Source organism: Bradyrhizobium sp. LeoA1Lang (genome assembly GCF_055413685.1).
The window spans coordinates 1-14,416 of sequence record NZ_JBVAPG010000010.1 but is presented as its reverse complement, the minus strand read 5'-3'; the positions used below and the strand labels follow the sequence as shown (position 1 = coordinate 14,416).

The window sequence follows — 14,416 nt, the reverse complement described above, 5'->3', positions numbered from 1 at the left end:
CGCGCAAACGCTTCGCGTTTGTCGCGAGGGAAAACCGGTTTCCACTTTTCCCGGATCATGCTCTAGCTTGCCCTCACTCTACCATCACCGCGTTTGCACCTGTACCGCCTCTCCGGACGTCGTCGCATCTCCGGGGGCAATGACCAGATATCGCCGTTCCGGAGTTGCCGGATCCTGGACGATCTGTCGGATCGGCCCAACGGCATTGACGATGGCCGATCCGGCCGGATTGGTCATGAAGGCCGCCAGCGGTTGCAGAGAACCGCTTCCGTCAGCGTGGTCTGCCAGCGCAAGCACGTATTTCTGCTTTGGCGTCAGACCGGTCACCGACGCCTGCAGCACCTGGATCAGGCCCTGATCGAACAGCGAAACGCTCGTCGGAGCTTTCTCGTCCTTTGACCCATCCTTCGGTCCGAGCGAGAGGTGCGCGGCCTGGCCCGCGACACCGAGCGCCTGCAGGTTCTGGCGGTCGTCCGGATCCGGGGCGGCGTTCGGAACATAGGCGATGGCCTGAGGCGCTTGTCCGATCGGGATGTTGGCGATCACCGTATTGGTCGCCGTGTCGATCGCTGCGAGCGCGTCGGCATTCTCAAGCCCGACATAGATCCGGCTGCCATCGCCCGACGGCCACACACCGTGCGGAAGATTCCCGACAGGGATGGTCGCGACCTCCGAAAAATCATCCGTGCGGAACACCTTGACCTGGTTCAAGCCGCCGATCGTAACGTAGGCGAAAGTCCCCTTCGCCGTATGGGCGAAGTTAACGTGGTTGGTGATCGGGCCGCTGTCGATCGTCTTGATCAGATTGAACGGCGGCCTGGCATTGAACACCTGCGTCGTGCCGGTGTCCTTGAGCGTGAACCACACCTGGTTTCCGTCTGGCGTCGCGGCGATGTTCGGGCAGAACGGACTCTCCTGCTTGACCTTCGCGATGATCTTGTGATCGGCAACGGAGACGACGTCTGTCTCCGGGTTGAAGGACGAGCAGATGTAGCCATATTTTCCGTCGGGCGAGAAGATCTGCATGCCCGGACCGCTGGGCGTGGTGATACGGGTCTTCTCTGCGAACGTCTTGCTATCGATCACAGAGATATAGTTCTCGCCCCGCACGGTGACCCAGACCTCCCGGCCATCGGGCGTGAAGAATGCTTCATGCGGCGATCGGCCGACATAGGTCACATGCTTGACGGCATTGGTCGCGGTGTCGATGAAGGTCACCGAGTTCGATCCGATCGAGACCACCGCCAGGGTCCGATGATCGGGCGAATAGCCCATCCCGTGGACGAGAACCTGCCCCTTGTAGAGCGGGCTGAAGTTAACGGGTTGTGGATCGCCCAACCTGATGACGCCGAGGAGCTTGTTATCGACAGGGTCCGTCACCGAGACCGTATTCGAGAATTGCTCCGCTGCGTAAACGCGGTCGTGATGGCTGATCGGCACGTCAGGCGCGGACAGCGCGCCGGGCGCTTGTCCTGCCCAGGCGCCGGAACTGGTTGCAAGCATCGTGCCTGCAAGGAGAAGGCTCTTCCAGATCGTCATGGTTTGCTCCTACTTCTTCATTCCCGATGACATGTCCATCGACATGCCTGAGTGGTGATGTTCGACCGGAGTCGAAGCTGGTTGCTGTTGTGTGGGGGCAGGCGCGGCATCCGTCACCGGCTGGCCGATCGCAAGCTTCATGGCTGCGATTTCCTGCATCTGATCGACGATGATCTCTTGCGCGATGCGCCGTAACTGTTCGTTCTTGCCGTAGCGCAGTTCGCTGATCGCCATGTCGATCGCGCCTTGATGATGAGGGGACATCATCGCCACAAAGTCGCGGTCGACGTCGCCGGTCGGCTTGATCTCCATGTCGTTCATCATCTTGATCATCGCGGCCTCGTTCTCTTTCCAGAACGGAGCCTCGTCGGCGGCAACGGCCGGCGGGACAGGCGGGTGGGCTTCCTGCGCAAGCACATGCGACGGAAGAGCAAACGCGATGAGAAGGCGCGCGCCAAGAACCACAGTGCCTAGACCTGGTCTCGGAAGCATGCCTGACAGCGCCGTCACGGCGCCGTGAAACGATGGCCTACGCATTCTGGCCTCCATATTTGATGCGTTGTGCGGGTGTGACGCGTGCGGGCGCGTCTTATTCCATCGAGCCTTCGAGATTCTGGAGCGGCGACGCGCAGATCTCGGAAAGCGCAGTGATTGCAAAGGCAAGGGACTGCCAAACGGCCCGATCACATAAACGTTAGGATCCTGATGCCGCGCGGCTTGCCCGAACCTCCACGACCCATCCGTTGATCTACGTCAACACCAAGGTGTCCGGCCCTACTTCCATGCAGTTGGTGTGCACTTTTGGCCCATGGCAGAGACCCAGTAGGGAGGATCGGTCATGAAAATGTCCGCGCTGTTGTCCTGCGCTGCTACGTTGACCATGCTCACGATTGTGCCCGCGATGGCACAGCAGACGACTGGCGCTGCGGGTTCGCCCAGCGCCACGACCACGATCGACGGCAGGCAACTCCCGCCGCCAGATCCGACGTTTGGCGGCGTAATCCGGGACGACGCCCTGCAATCCAAGCCGTGGTGGGCGCCGCGCATGGTCCCGCCGCAGGGCGCGCCGAACGTGCTGCTGATCATCACTGATGACGCCGGCTTCGGCGTGCCGAGCACCTTCGGGGGAGTCATCCCGACTCCGACGATGGATCGCATCGCCAATGAGGGCCTGCGCTACAATCGCGTCTTCTCCACCGCGCTGTGTTCGCCGACCCGCGCGGCGCTGATCACCGGGCGCAACCACCACTCGGCCGGCTTCGGCGTGATCTCGGAACAGTCGACCGGCTTCCCCGGCTATGACAGCATCATCGGCAAGGACAAGGCGACGATCGGGCGGATCCTGCTCGGCAACGGCTACGCGACGTCATGGTTCGGCAAGGATCACAATACGCCAGCCTTCGAGGCCAGCCAGATCGGCCCGTTCAATCAGTGGCCAACCGGCATGGGCTTCGAATACTTCTACGGCTTTGTGGGCGGTGACGCCAACCAGTGGCAGCCGAACCTCTTCCGCAACACGACGCAAATCTACCCATTCCTGGGCAAGGCCCCGGGCACCTGGAATCTCGTCACCGCAATGGCCGACGACGCCATCGATTGGATGACGCGCGTCCACCAGACCGATCCGTCCAAACCGCTCTTCATCAAGTATGCGCCCGGCGCGACGCACGCGCCGCACCACCCGACCAAGGAATGGGTGGACAAGATCGGCGCGATGCACCTGTTCGACGACGGTTACGAAAAGCTTCGCGAGCGCATATTCGAGAACCAGAAGCGGCTCGGCGTGATCCCGAGTGACACCAAACTCGCGCCATGGCCCAGCGATATCCTAAAGCCGTGGGACCAGCTTACGGCGGAGGAGAAGAAACTCTTCATCCGTCAGGTCGAAGTGTTTGCGGCCTACGCTGCCTACAACGACTACGAGATCGGTCGCGTGATCAAGCATTTCGAAGACCTCGGAAAGCTTGATAACACGCTTATCATCTACATCAACGGCGACAACGGCACCAGCGCTGAGGGCGGACCGCTCGGCACGCCTAACGAGGTCGCGTTCTTCAATGGTCTGAGTGAGCTGCCTGTCGATGTGCAGATGAAGTTCTACGACGTCTGGGGCACCGAGCAGACGTACAACCACATGTCGGCTGGCTGGTCGTGGGCGTTTGACACGCCGTTCGACTGGTTCAAGCAGAACGCATCCAGGCTCGGCGGCATCAACCAGAATATGGTCGTGTCGTGGCCGGCGCGCATCAAGGACAAGGGTTCCTTGCGCGAGCAGTTCGTCCACGTGATCGACGTCGTGCCGACGATCCTCGAGGCCGCCGGCATTCAGGCCCCTGATTATGTGGACGGCATCAAGCAGGCGCCGATCGAGGGCACGAGCTTTGCCTACACGTTCGATGGACCGAACGCCAAGGTGCCATCGCGGCACCAGACGCAATACTTCGAGATGATGGGCCAGTGGGCGCTCTACCACGACGGCTGGATGCTCAGCACCAAGGTCAATCGCGCGCCCTGGCAGGCGTTCGGCCCGGCCAACCCCGATCCGCTGAACAATCAGGTGCTGCAGCTCTATGACCTGAGCAAGGACTTCAGCCAGTCCGACGACATCGCGGCCACGAACCCGCAGAAGGCCAAGGAGATGAAGGAGATGTTCATCGCCGAGGCCAGGAAGCACCAGGTCTTCCCGCTCGACGCATCGGTCGCGGCGCGCATCATCGCGCCGCGACCAAACATCACCGCTGGACGCACGGAGTTCGTGTACACGCGACCAATGACGGGATTGCCGCAGGGAGATTCGCCGCTGCTGCTCAATGCGTCCTACACGATCGCCGCCGACATCGACGTGCCGCAGGGCGGCGCGGAGGGCATGATCCTGACCTCGGGAGGGCGGTTCGCCGGCTATGGCTTCTACTTGCTGCGGGGCAAGCCGGTGTTCTTGTGGAACCTGGTCGACCTCGAACGCATCAAGTGGGAAGGCCCCGATGCGCTATCGGCGGGCCGGCATGCGGTCGAGTTCGACTTCAAGTATGACGGCATTGGCGTCGCCACGCTCGAGTACAACAGCTTCAGCGGTCTCGGACAGCCCGGCACCGGCACGCTGAAGGTCGACGGCAAGGAGGTCGCCACAAAACGGATGGCGAAGACGCTGCCGATGATTCTGCAGTGGGACGAGAGCTTTGACATCGGCTCCGACACGCTCACCGGCGTGAACGATGCCGACTACAAGCCGCCGTTCCCGCTGACGGCCAAGCTCAACAGGCTGACGATCAGGGTCGATCGCCCACAACTCTCGCCCGCAGACATCAAGACCCTGCAGGCGGCGATGCGAGAGAAGGCCAAGGCCGATTGACGCGGGAACGGATCAGCGAATGTAGAGGCTCAAACGAAATCGATGTGCTTGTTCAACGGCAACTCGCGGATGCGCTTGCCGGTGGCGGCGAAGATGGCGTTGGCGAGTGCGGGAGCGGCGGGAGGAACCGGGGGCTCGCCGATGCCGCGGATCGGGCTGCCGTTGTCGACGGCGCGTACTTCGATCGCCGGCGCCTGATTGAGGCGCAAGCCTTGGTAGGCGTCGAAGTTCGTCTGCTCGGCGACGCCGTCCTTGAACGTCAGTTCGCAATTGACGGCGTGGCCCAATCCCCAGATCACTGCGCCCTGAACCTGGTTCTCGAAGTTCAGGGGATCGAGCACCTTGCCGACATCGGCGGCGACGAACACATTGTCAATCCGGATGCCGCGCGGCGTGTTCGAGACTTCCACGACCTCGGCCACCGGCACGCCGAATGACAGCGTGAACGCGATGCCGCGGCCGCGATTCTTGCCGAGATCGCTGCCCCATTTCGACATCTCGCCCACCGCTTCAAGCACCCTGCGCGACGGCTCGTGCCAGCACAGCCGGATCAGTTCCTGGAGCGGATCGGCGCCCGCCGTGTGGATCAACTCATCGAGGAAGCCATTGTGCAGGAAACCGTTTGCCGACGCGCCAACCGAGCGCCAGGAGCTCACCGGCACCAGCTCCGGCACGCGATAGCCGGTGACGCGATAATGCGGAATCCGCAACGGCTGGTCCCAGGCGCCCGCCACGATCGCGATATCCGGCCCGAAGGTCGGCATGTGCAGCCGGCCGATCTGAGAGGCTGTCACCGACGGACAGGCGACCTTGAGGTCGTAGGCTTCAAGCTTGCCATCCCTGACCGCGCCACGCATGCGCGCCATGCCGAGCGGGCGCGGGAAGTCGTGGGTCATGTCCTCTTCGCGCCTCCAGGTCATCTTGATCGGAGACCCGGGATGCGCCTTTGCGAGCTCGACCGCCTGGCGGACATAGTCATCCTCGAGGCGCCGGCCAAAGCTGCCGCCTGACATCAATGAATGAAGGTGGATCTTGTCAGGCGCAAGCCCGCTGACTTCGGCCGCCGCCGCCACCAAGAACAGCGGCATCTGCGTGGCCGTCCAGATATCGAGCCGTCCGTCCTTGAGCTGGACCACGGCGTTCATCGGCTCGAGCGGCGCATGCGCGAGATATGGCACCTTGTATTCGGCCTCGATCACGCCATCGCCCTGCAGCGCCGCCTCGATATCGCCCTCATCCTTGAGCCGGCTGTCCTGGCGCTCGCCGGTGAAGGAGGCCGCGACGGTCTCGAACATCGCCGCACTGGATGGAGGATAGGGCGCCGGTCCCCAATCGCATTTGATCAGTTCCGCCGCCTTGAAGGCGCGCCAGGTGTTGTCGGCGATCACGCCGACCCCGCCGGTGATCGGCACGACCGCAATAACTCCCCTCGCCTTCTCCGCCGCACTCGCGTCATATCCCCTGATGCCGCCGCCGATGCCGGGATTGGCGCGAACCGTCGCATAGACCATGCCGGGCATCCTGATATCGATGCCGAAGGTCGCAGTGCCGGTCGACTTCGCGACGATGTCGATGCGCTGCATCGGCTTGCCGAGATAGCGCCACTCCGACTCCGGCTTGAGCCGGACCTTGCGCGGCGGCTCGATCTTGGCGGCTTCCGCTGCCAGCGACGCGTAACTCAGCATCTCGCCGCGCGGCGTGATCACGCTGCCGTCCCTGGTCTTCAATTGGTGCTTTGGAATTCCGGTCCGCATCGCCGCCGCATGCAACAGGACTTCGCGGGCGGCCGCCCCCGCAATGCGCATCTTCTCATAGGCATCGGCGACCGACGACGACCCGCCGGTGATCTGCAGTCCCAGGAACTTGCTCACCGCATCGCCCACGACGCGCGCAGAGCGCGCCTTGATGCTGGTGTCGGTTGCCGGAACGGGAAGGCCCTCGGCGGCGGCGATGCCATTATAATAAGCATTGCTCGGCGGCCCGAAATCGATCCTGATGTCGTTCCAGGCAATATCGAGCTCCTCGGCGACCAAGGCCGCAAGCACTGACGCGACACCCTGTCCGAGATCGGCGCGCGGCGTGATGATGGTGACGCCGGTCTGGTCGATGCGCACATAAGGCGTCAGCGCCGCCTGCCCATCGCCAAGCTCCTTCAGCAGCGGATTGATCGGCTCGCGCTTATAGGCATAGACGCCGAACGCGACGCCACCCGTGATCACGGCAGTGCCGATCAGGAAGGTGCGCCGCGCGATGGTGCCGGCCCTGCTCATGTCGGGCGGCCCTTGAGTTCACGCGCCGCGGTCTTGATCGCGGCGCGGATGCGCGGATAGGTGCCGCAGCGGCAGAGATTGCCGGACATCGCCTCATCAATGTCGTCGTCGCTCGGATTGCCGTTGGCGCGGAGCAGCGCGGCGGCCGACATGATCTGGCCGGACTGGCAGTAGCCGCATTGCGCGACCTGGTGCTCGACCCACGCCTTTTGGACCGCATGCAGCGCCGCCGGTGTGCCCAATCCTTCGATCGTGATGACGTCGGCTTTGACATCGCCGACCGGCAGTGAGCAGGAACGCACCGGCTCGCCGCCGACATGCACTGTGCAGGCCCCGCACATCGCAATTCCGCAGCCATATTTGGGACCGGTGATGCCGAGCACGTCGCGCAAGACCCACAGCAGGGGCATCTCGTCTTCGACCTCAACCTCATGCGTCCTGCCGTCGACGATGAGCCGCATGCGACCTCCGGAGCCTATGCGATGACGATCCTCGATCGCATGCGCATCTTCTCTGCCGTTCAGGTCAGAGTGGAGGCAGCCTATGCCAAAGCGCTGGCTCTGTCATAGCGGTTCGGAGGCAGTTCACACACGCGTGTGCGCTTTCGCGGCATCACGCCGCACGCAATCGTCGCCCGGGTGAAGCGAACGCGTAACCCGGGACCGCTCGCAAACGTAGATACAGACGTCCCGGGTTGCGCGTTGCGCTTCACCCGGGCTACGAAAGTATCAGGCGCGGCGGCGCTGCGGGGTACCGCCGACGTTGGCGTCCCAGTTGCTCCAGCTTACGCTGGCGAGGCTTCGCCCGTCGGTGGCCAGCGGCCGCTTGGTTCGCCGCTCGTAATCGGCGATGCAGCGCTCCGCTTCCAGGATCTTTCGCTTCAGCTCGCTGATCGCCTGCTCGGTCTTCCGGTTGAAAGTCGGGATAGGGGCGCCCCCGAACCGGGCGATCTCCAATTCCTTGAGCGCAGCGCGCTGCTTCCTGACCTGCGCCCGTTGCCAGGCAATATGGCTATCGCTGTCCGCCGTCATGTCGCAGCCACCAGCTTGGATCGTTGCGTAGCATTGGGCACTTCGATATCGACCTCGAGCATCGAGACAAACTTGCCCCGATCCATCTTGACCACGACTTTCTCCGGATCGAGATCGACATGCTTGGAAACCACGGCGAGGATTTCGGATCGCAGCATTTCCAACAGTTCGGGCGCGCCGCTGCCGCCAACCCCGCGTTCATGCGCGAGCAGGATCTGCAGCCGTTCCCGCGCGACAGGCGCGGAGCCAGAGCGGCCGCCGATAAGCCGCAGGAGATTCATCATGCCGCCCTCCGTCGTAATAGCCTGTTCATCAGTCCCTTGCGTTCGACCGGCACCGTCATCGGCACCGTCTCGCCCATCAGGCGGCGCACCGCATCCATATAGGCGCGGGCGGGCGCGCTGGTGGTGCTGTTCAGCGTGACCGGGCAACCGACATTGGATGCGCGCAGCACGTCCTGACTCTCGGGGATGATCCCGAGCAGCGGCGTCGCAAGGATTTCCAGGATGTCGTCGATCGAGAGCATCTCGCCGCGCGAGGCGCGCGAGGCGTCGTATCGGGTGACGAGCAAGTGCTTCTCGACCCGCTCGCCCCGCTCCGCTTTCGCGGTCTTCGAATCCAGCATGCCGATGATGCGGTCGGAATCGCGCACCGAGGAGACTTCGGGATTGGTGACGATGACCGCCTCGTCTGCATAGCGCATCGCCAGCGTCGCGCCGCGTTCGATGCCCGCCGGGCTGTCGCACAGGATCCAGTCGAACTTGGTCCTGAGCTCGTTGATGACCCGCCGCACGCCCTCATCCGTGAGCGCGTCCTTGTCGCGGGTCTGCGATGCTGGAATCAGCCACAGATTCTCCAGGCGCTTGTCGCGGATCAGCGCCTGCGAGAGCTTGGCGACGCCCTGCACCACGTTGATGAGGTCGAACACGACCCGCCGTTCCGCACCCATGACGAGGTCGAGGTTGCGCAAGCCGACATCGAAGTCGATCACGACAACGCTTTGTCCGGCTTGCGCGAGAGCCGCACCGAGCGCAGCCGTGGACGTCGTCTTGCCGACGCCTCCCTTCCCAGACGTCACGACCAAAACCTTGGCCATTTTCTCTCCTCCTTTGGTCGATCAATTCAGCGCTGTGATTTTGAGGGCATCGTCTTCGAGCCACGCCTGGGCCGGCCGGCTGCGCAGGCTTTCGCCGATGTCCTCTGCGGTCTGGTAGTAGCCATCGATGGCCAGTAGTTCGGCTTCGATCCTCTGGCAGAAGATCCGCGCCGATGAATTGCCGTTGATGCCGGCCATCGCGCGGCCGCGCAGCGTTCCATAGACGTGGATGGAACCGCCGGCGACGATTTCGGCGCCCGAGCCGACCGAGCCCAGCACGGTGACATCGCCGTCGGCGAACACGATCGACTGGCCGGAACGCACCGGCTGGTCGAGCAGCAGCGATGTCTGTTTCGGCTTCGCTGCCTTGGCTTGCGGCTTTGGCGGCTCAGACTGCGGGAGCCCGCAGGGCCGGCCGCCCGTGAGCAGCGGCGGCAGGCTGTTGGTGAGATGGTCGGGGCTGACGCCCTCGATGCCGAGCACGCGGATATTGCGCTGCTCGAGGTTGGCGACGAGATGCTGGATGGCGCTCTGGCTGAGGTCCAGCGCCGAGAGGTCAAGCACCACGGGCTTGCCGACGAAAAATCCGGGCGAGCGGGCGAGTGTCGCGTCGATTTCCCCGAGCCAGCCCACGATCGGGACAACGGGGGTAAACACGAACGCAACGTAGGATCGGCCCCGCATGCGGACCAGTTGACGGTTTGACTGCACAGGTGCGTCCATCGCGGCCGACTCAGCTCCTTTTCGAATGGTTAATGATCGGTAGCCATGGTTAATCATCCGTTAACGAGACTGAAATTCCACGGAAAAAGGTAAAAAAGGCCCATCATGCGGCGCCGGAGGGCAACAGCATGACGGGGCACGCCGAATCAGTGGCGCAGCGCCGTAGCCCGGGTGGAGCGTCAGCGTAACCCGGGGACCACTGGCCAACGCTGATGCCGCCGTCCCGGGTTGCGCTTCCGCTTCACCCGGGCTACGGGGCAGAGGTCATCGCGAGCCGGCGATGGTGCCGTAGCGGAGGCCCTTTTCCTTGAGCCAGCGGCGATAGGCGACGGAGGAGCTGTCGGCGCGGGTCGGGATCTCCGCGCGTGGTTCGAGCGGCAGCCGCAAGGGACGCTGGTTCTCGACGATGATGCGGTCCTGGGAAAAGATCACCTGCTCGAACTTCAGCATGTCGTTGTAGGCCGACTGCGCGTCGACCAGGAACATCACCGGCTGGGCGCGGCACAGTTCCTCCTCGATCGGCTGGATGAACAGCGCGATCGCATCAAGCCGCGAGGGAGCGGAAGGGCATACGCGGTAGAGCATCACCGTAAACGGCGACGGCACGCGGTAGGTGAGCTGCACGAAATCGCCGGCAGATTCCGTCACGGCGATGCGCGGCTGGAAGAACCGGCAATTGGTCGCCCAGACCTCGTCAACGTCGCGGCGGATCTCGCTCTCATAAGTCGGCACCTCCGTGTGCGGCTCGGCGCCGAGAATGTCGTGATGGACGAAAGGGAAATGCGCCATGTCGAGGAAATTCTCGATCACGCGCGGCGCGGAGGTGCGCAGCTTGACCCAGCCGCAAATCACGAAGCGGCGGTCCTCCTCCGCGGCCTCAGCGATGTCGAAGATCTCGCGCCGCGGCTCGCCGAGCGTGGTCCAGAGGCAGCCGTAGCGCTCGCGGGTCGGGAGCGGCGCGGTCGGTGTGCCCGCGACGAGCTCCCGTACGCGCGGCGCGCCATCGGCGGCGCGGTCGACGATCAGATCCTGGCCGAGCAGGCGCGTGAGGCGCGGCGTTGACGCCACCTCGGACAGCGTCTCGATCGCGTACCATTCGTTCAGCGCGACGGGATCACTGGTTTTCGCCATTGCCTGCCCGTCAAACCGCGCCGGTCCACTGCACCGAGCCGTGGACGTGCTCGGCGAGCCAGGCGGCGCGGCGCGCGAACAATCCCGGCGCCACTTCGTGAACATGATCGATCAACGCGCGCAGATCGGCCGTCGTCAACTGGCCGTCCTCGACGACGATCCGGCCATCGACCATGGTCAGCGCGACGTCGCCGCCGCGCACCGCATGCACCAGATTGTGCTGCAGGTTGAAATAGGGTCCTTCGCCGAACAGCGGCGTCATCCGCGGCGTGTCGGTGCGCACCGCGATCAGGTCGGCCTTCTTGCCGATTTCGAGCGAGCCGATCTCATGGTCGAGACCGATGGCACGCGCGCCCATGATCGTACCCATCCGCAGCGCGGTCCAGGAATCCAGTGCAGCCGCATTGAGCGATTTCAGCTTGCCGAGCAGCGAGGCCGCCTTCATCTCCTCGAACATGTCGAGATTGTTGTTCTCCTTCTCGCCGTCGGTGCCGAGGCCGACCGCAAGCCCGGCCCGCAGCATGGCCTCCACGGGGGCGATGCCGCTGGCGAGCTTCATGTTGCTGACGGGGTTGTGCGCCACCGAGACGCCGCGGCGGGCCAGCAGCGCGATCTCGGCATCGTCGAGCCAGACCGCATGCGCGATCATCGCCCGCGGCGTCTCGAACAAGCCGAGATCGTCGAGCACGAACATGGGCCGCTTGCCGTAACGCTTCTCGAACTCGGCGACCTCGATCGAGGCCTCGCTGCAATGGGTGTGGAAACCGGTGCGGTGGCGTTTGGCCATCTCGACGGCGCGGCGTTGCGCGGCTTCGTCGGAATAGAAGAGATGTTCGAGCCCGACCCAGACGGAGATGCGGCCGTCCTCCTTGCCGTTCCAGGCCTCGATTAACAGTTCGTTGTCGTCGAGCGTATCGAAATAATTGTAGTCGGGATGCTCGCCGACATAGGGAACGGCAACGAGACGATTGCCGATGGCACGAGCCGCCCGCGCGCTGCCGTCCATGAAGCGCCACATGTCGACAGTCGTCGTGGTGCCGGAGAGCACGCTTTCTGCATAGCAGAGATAGGATGCGGCCTCCGCTTCGTGCGGCCGCAGCACGCGGTGCATCGGGTTGATGTGCAGCCGCAGCCAGTCCCACACCGGCAGGTGCTCTGCCGTTCCGCGCAGGAAACCGGAATGCATGTGGCAGTTCACCAGCCCCGGCATGACCAGGCAATTCCTGAGGTAGGTGACCTCGGCCGCAGGCTCGGCGGCGCAGAGCGCGGCGCTCTTGCCGACCGAGGCAATGCGGCCGCCGCGCACCAGCACCGCGCCGTCAGGGATGACGCGGTTGGCTTCGTCCATGGTCAGGACGAAATCAGCGGCGATGATCTGGTCCTTCTCTGCGTTCATGGCAGCCGCTCTGCAGGTTTCATGCCGGTGATGAAATCGGCGGCGCGCTCGCCGATCATCACCACGGGCGCATGGGTATTGCAGGACGGGATGATCGGGATCACCGAGGCATCCGCGATTCGCAGGCCCTCGACGCCGCGCACGCGCAACTGTGGATCGACCACGGCGCGCTCGCCTGTGCCCATCGCGCAGGTGCCGCAGGTGTGGAAGAAGGTCGAGCAGCTCATGCGGATGAACTCGATCTTCTCGCTACGGGATAGCAGACGGTCCGGCGCGGCCGGCGCAGCGATGAGGTCGGCGAAGGCCCTGGTGGCGGACAGTTCCATGATGGTATCGATCCCGGCGATCAGCGCTTCGAGGTCGGCGGCCTCGGCGAGGAAGTTCGGCTGCAGATCGATCGCCGCGCCCGGCTCGGCACTCTCAAGCCGCATGCGGCCGACGCTGGTCGAGCGCATCAATCCCGGCGACATCGCGAAGATGTCGCCGGAGAGATCGTAAGCCGAGGCGACCTCATCGTTGGCGTTGCGGCCCTGCACGACAAAAGCGTGGAGATCGGGCGCGGCGAGCGCGGCAGCGCTCTTCCAGTTCATCATGCTGCCGCCGCCATTGTCGCGCACCGGCCCGAGCGGAGTCTTGGCGCGAAAGTTCATGCCCATCAGCAGCGGATGGTCCTGCAGATTCTCACCGACGCCTTCGAGATCGGCCGTGACTGATATGCCGAGCCGCGCCAATTCTTCCGCCGGCCCGATGCCGCTCATCAAGAGCAGCCGCGGCGTGTCGATCGCGCCGAGCGCCAGGATGATCTCGGAGTCCGCGCGCGTCTCAACAACGGCGCCGTCGATGATCGAGCGTACCGCGCGGGCGCGGCGGCCCTCGAAGGAAAGGCCGATAGCGAGCGCATTGGTGTGGATGGTGAGATTATTCCGGTCCATCACCGGCCGCAGATAACCGCGCGCCGCGCTCCAGCGCTTGCCTTCGCTGACGTTGAGATTGGCGAGGCCGGCGCCCTCATTGGTCGCGCCGTTCGGATCGTCGATCACGGGGATGCCGAGCTCGGCGGCGCCCGCGATCATCGCGCGCGCAATCGGGTGAGGATCGCGCGGGCGCTCGATACGCAAGGGACCGCCGGCGCCGCGATAGTCGGAGGCGCCGCCCTCCCAGTCCTCGCTGCGCTTGAAGTACGGCAACACGGAACGGAAATTCCATCCCGTCGCGCCCGCCGCCTCCCAGGCGTCGTAGTCGGACGGATGGCCACGGTACCACAGCATCGCGTTGAGGCTCGACGATCCCCCGAGCACGCGGCCGCGCGGAATCGCGATGCTGCGTCCGTTCAGCTCGCGCTGTGGCGCATAGCGGTAGCCCCAATCGTAGCGGCCACCGAGCAGCGCGGTCCAGTGCGCCGCATCCTCGATCGCGGCAATGCCGGCATCCGACGGCCCGGCTTCGAGCAGCAGCACGCTGACATCGCTGCGCTCGGCCAGCCGCCGCGCCACCACCGCGCCGCCGGATCCGCCGCCGACCACGATGTAATCATAGGCGGGGAGGAGCGCGGTCATGGCGACGGAGCGACGCGCGTTGTTTCACCTCTCCCGCTTGCGGGAGAGGTCGCTGCGCGAAGCGCAGCGGGTGAGGGCTCTCTCCGCTCGCGACAGCGCGAATCGTGGAGAGACCCCCACCCGGTGCCGTCGCGAACTTGGTTGGAATTTGTCCGTCGCGAGTCTCCGGTGAACGGATGATATCTGCTCAGGCGGCAAGATCAACCGGCTGAGCAATGGGCTTGCTGGCGAGGGTCTGCCAGCCGTCGACTTTGCGCATGCTGATCTGCCCGGAAGCCAGCAGCGCCCAGAACAACATCGCAGCGGTCTCGGCAGACGGCAGCAC

Annotated in this window: 12 protein-coding genes and 1 pseudogene; 1 reads left to right on the top strand and 12 read right to left on the bottom strand. The window is 64.3% G+C overall.

Going from position 1 to position 14,416, the window contains the following annotated elements; all coding sequences use genetic code 11:
* Window positions 1-84: 84 nt before the first annotated feature.
* Both ACZYOF_RS05800 and ACZYOF_RS05795 read right to left on the bottom strand, forming a co-directional pair.
* Window positions 85-1,539 (bottom strand): YncE family protein, encoded by a 1,455-nt coding sequence (locus ACZYOF_RS05800; RefSeq protein WP_463715119.1) that lies wholly within the window; start codon window positions 1,537-1,539, stop codon window positions 85-87.
* 9 nt (window positions 1,540-1,548) lie between these two features.
* Window positions 1,549-2,076: a DUF305 domain-containing protein gene (locus tag ACZYOF_RS05795; protein ID WP_463715118.1), complete on the bottom strand. Its 528-nt coding sequence runs from the start codon at window positions 2,074-2,076 to the stop codon at window positions 1,549-1,551.
* 301 nt (window positions 2,077-2,377) lie between these two features.
* On the opposite strand from ACZYOF_RS05795, the gene ACZYOF_RS05790 reads away from it, so the two are divergent.
* Window positions 2,378-4,888, top strand: a complete 2,511-nt coding sequence (locus ACZYOF_RS05790) for an arylsulfatase (RefSeq protein ID WP_463715117.1) — start codon at window positions 2,378-2,380, stop codon at window positions 4,886-4,888.
* Window positions 4,889-4,917: 29 nt separating this feature from the next.
* Here the strand turns inward: ACZYOF_RS05790 and ACZYOF_RS05785 are convergent, their stop codons facing one another.
* The 10 genes and pseudogenes from ACZYOF_RS05785 to ACZYOF_RS05740 all read right to left on the bottom strand — a co-directional run.
* Window positions 4,918-7,158 (bottom strand): xanthine dehydrogenase family protein molybdopterin-binding subunit, encoded by a 2,241-nt coding sequence (locus tag ACZYOF_RS05785; RefSeq protein WP_463715116.1) that lies wholly within the window; start codon window positions 7,156-7,158, stop codon window positions 4,918-4,920.
* Entirely contained in the window at window positions 7,155-7,619 is a 465-nt protein-coding gene (locus ACZYOF_RS05780; protein WP_130578239.1) for a (2Fe-2S)-binding protein, read from the bottom strand. The genes ACZYOF_RS05785 and ACZYOF_RS05780 overlap by 4 nt, the downstream gene beginning before the upstream one ends.
* A gap of 267 nt (window positions 7,620-7,886) precedes the next feature.
* On the bottom strand, window positions 7,887-8,189 hold the full coding sequence (locus tag ACZYOF_RS05775) for a hypothetical protein (protein ID WP_130578240.1): 303 nt from the start codon (window positions 8,187-8,189) through the stop codon (window positions 7,887-7,889).
* Window positions 8,186-8,470: a cell division topological specificity factor MinE gene (gene minE / locus ACZYOF_RS05770; protein ID WP_130578266.1), complete on the bottom strand. Its 285-nt coding sequence runs from the start codon at window positions 8,468-8,470 to the stop codon at window positions 8,186-8,188. Before minE ends, ACZYOF_RS05775 begins: the two co-directional genes overlap by 4 nt.
* A complete protein-coding gene (minD, locus tag ACZYOF_RS05765; RefSeq protein ID WP_130578241.1) occupies window positions 8,470-9,285 on the bottom strand; it encodes a septum site-determining protein MinD in 816 nt (271 codons plus the stop codon). Before minD ends, minE begins: the two co-directional genes overlap by 1 nt.
* A gap of 21 nt (window positions 9,286-9,306) precedes the next feature.
* On the bottom strand, window positions 9,307-10,008 hold the full coding sequence (minC, locus tag ACZYOF_RS05760; RefSeq protein ID WP_130578242.1) for a septum site-determining protein MinC: 702 nt from the start codon (window positions 10,006-10,008) through the stop codon (window positions 9,307-9,309).
* Window positions 10,009-10,272: 264 nt separating this feature from the next.
* Complete coding sequence (locus ACZYOF_RS05755) at window positions 10,273-11,139, bottom strand: aromatic ring-hydroxylating dioxygenase subunit alpha (RefSeq protein ID WP_394570114.1); 867 nt, start codon at window positions 11,137-11,139, stop codon at window positions 10,273-10,275.
* A gap of 10 nt (window positions 11,140-11,149) precedes the next feature.
* On the bottom strand, window positions 11,150-12,535 hold the full coding sequence (locus ACZYOF_RS05750; protein ID WP_463715115.1) for an amidohydrolase family protein: 1,386 nt from the start codon (window positions 12,533-12,535) through the stop codon (window positions 11,150-11,152).
* A complete protein-coding gene (locus tag ACZYOF_RS05745) occupies window positions 12,532-14,091 on the bottom strand; it encodes a GMC family oxidoreductase (RefSeq protein WP_463715114.1) in 1,560 nt (519 codons plus the stop codon). The genes ACZYOF_RS05750 and ACZYOF_RS05745 overlap by 4 nt, the downstream gene beginning before the upstream one ends.
* 187 nt (window positions 14,092-14,278) lie before the next feature.
* Window positions 14,279-14,416 (bottom strand): annotated as a pseudogene (locus tag ACZYOF_RS05740) (IS256 family transposase); the annotation flags it as partial.